At 69.9% G+C, this 1,610-nt stretch carries 2 protein-coding genes; one reads left to right on the top strand and one right to left on the bottom strand.

Annotation, left to right across the window (positions count from 1 at the left end; genetic code table 11):
• Positions 1–994: enoyl-CoA hydratase-related protein (locus JMF90_RS36355; RefSeq protein WP_201326275.1), on the bottom strand; the 994-nt coding region annotated here is incomplete at its 3' end.
• A gap of 179 nt (positions 995–1,173) precedes the next feature.
• Here JMF90_RS36355 and JMF90_RS36350 point away from each other — a divergent pair.
• Positions 1,174–1,610: LysR family transcriptional regulator (locus JMF90_RS36350; protein ID WP_201326274.1), on the top strand; the 437-nt coding region annotated here is incomplete at its 3' end.

The raw sequence follows: 1,610 nt of genomic DNA, 5'->3' as shown, positions 1-1,610 counted from the left end.
CGATCATCGTCACCGGCAGCCCGGCGTCGAGCGCCGCGACCGCGATGCCCGCGCCCATCGTGCCGCCGCCGACCACGCCGATCCGCTCGACCGGCCGCGCACTCGCGCGCCGCGCCTCGGGCGCCTTCGCCGCTTCGCGTTCCGCGAAGAACGCATGCACGAGGCCCGCGCGCTGCGGGCTGTCGAGGCATTGCAGGAACAGGCTGCGTTCGAACTTCATCCCGGCGTCGAACGACTGCGTGAGCGCGGCCTCGACCGCGTCGACGATCTTCGCCGGCGAGAACAGGCCCCGCGACTTCTTCGGCAATTCCGCACGCGCCGCGTCGATCGCGGCCTGCGCGGCCGCGCGGTCGGCCAGCCCCTGCGCGTCCCGCGTGCGGCGCACCGGCGCGCCGAGCGACACGAGTTCCTGCGCATAGGCGAGCCCTTCGGCGAGCGTGTCGTCGCTGTACGCGATGCGATCGACGAGGCCGAGCGCGAGCGCTTCCTCGGCGCTCGCATGGCGGCCCGTCAGCATCAGGTCGAGCGCGGCCTTCGCGCCGATCAGGCGCGGCGCGCGCTGCGTGCCGCCCGCGCCGGGCAGCAGGCCGAGCGTCACTTCGGGCAGCCCGAGCTTCGCGCCGGGCACCGCGAGCCGGTAATGCGCGGCCAGCGCGACTTCGAGGCCGCCGCCGAGCGTCGCGCCGTGCAGCGCGACCACGACCGGCTTGGTACCCGATTCGATCCGCTCGCACACGTCGGGCAGCGACGGCGGTACGGGCGGCTTGCCGAATTCGCGGATATCGGCGCCCGCGATGAAGTTGCGGCCGGCGCCGACGATCAGCACCGCGCGGATCGCGTCGTCGGCCTGCGCGGCGTCGATCGCATCGGCGAGGCCGCGCCGCACGTCGGCGGACAGCGCGTTGACGGGCGGATGGTCGATCGTGACGACGAGCACCTTGTCGCGCCGTTCGCGCGTGACCGTGCCGGTTGAGGGGATGGCGGGGGAATTCATGGCGTCTCCGGTCGAAGCTGTCGAGGCAGCAGGCATGCCCTGATTCTCGATTGATCGAGATTCATTGACAATTCCCGCACGCCTTTACAAGCTGTCAAATCTGACTTGACACTGAATGTTTTCGGACCGTGTCGGACCGCTTCGATCCGATTAACGGGCCAGATCAGGAGAGACCCCGCATGGACCTGAACGCGCTGACACTGCTCGTCGAGATCCTCGACGCCGGCAATCTCAGCAAGGCCGCGCAGCGGCTGAAAATGAGCCGGGCGAACGTCAGCTACCGGCTCAACCAGCTGGAGCGCTCGATCGGCCAGCAGCTCGTGCGGCGCACGACGCGGCGCATGGAGCCGACCGAGATCGGGCTGAAGCTGTACGAGCACGGCCGGCGCATCCGCAACGAGCTGCTCGCCGCGCAGGAGTCGGTGACGACGCTCGGACAGGACCTGCAGGGCCGCGTGCGGCTGTCGGTGCCGAGCGGCTACGGGCAGATCGTGATGTCCGACTGGCTGCTCGCGTTCAAGCGGCGGCATCCGGGCATCGTGCTCGACGTGGTGTTCGAGAATCGCGTGGAAGACCTGATGCGCGACGAAGTCGACATCGCGATCCGCGTGATGTC

It is taken from the genome of Burkholderia sp. E168m23, assembly GCF_016586125.1.
Lineage (GTDB): Bacteria > Pseudomonadota > Gammaproteobacteria > Burkholderiales > Burkholderiaceae > Burkholderia > Burkholderia orbicola.
Note: the sequence above shows the minus strand (reverse complement) of the source record. Positions and strands in the feature narration are given on the sequence as shown.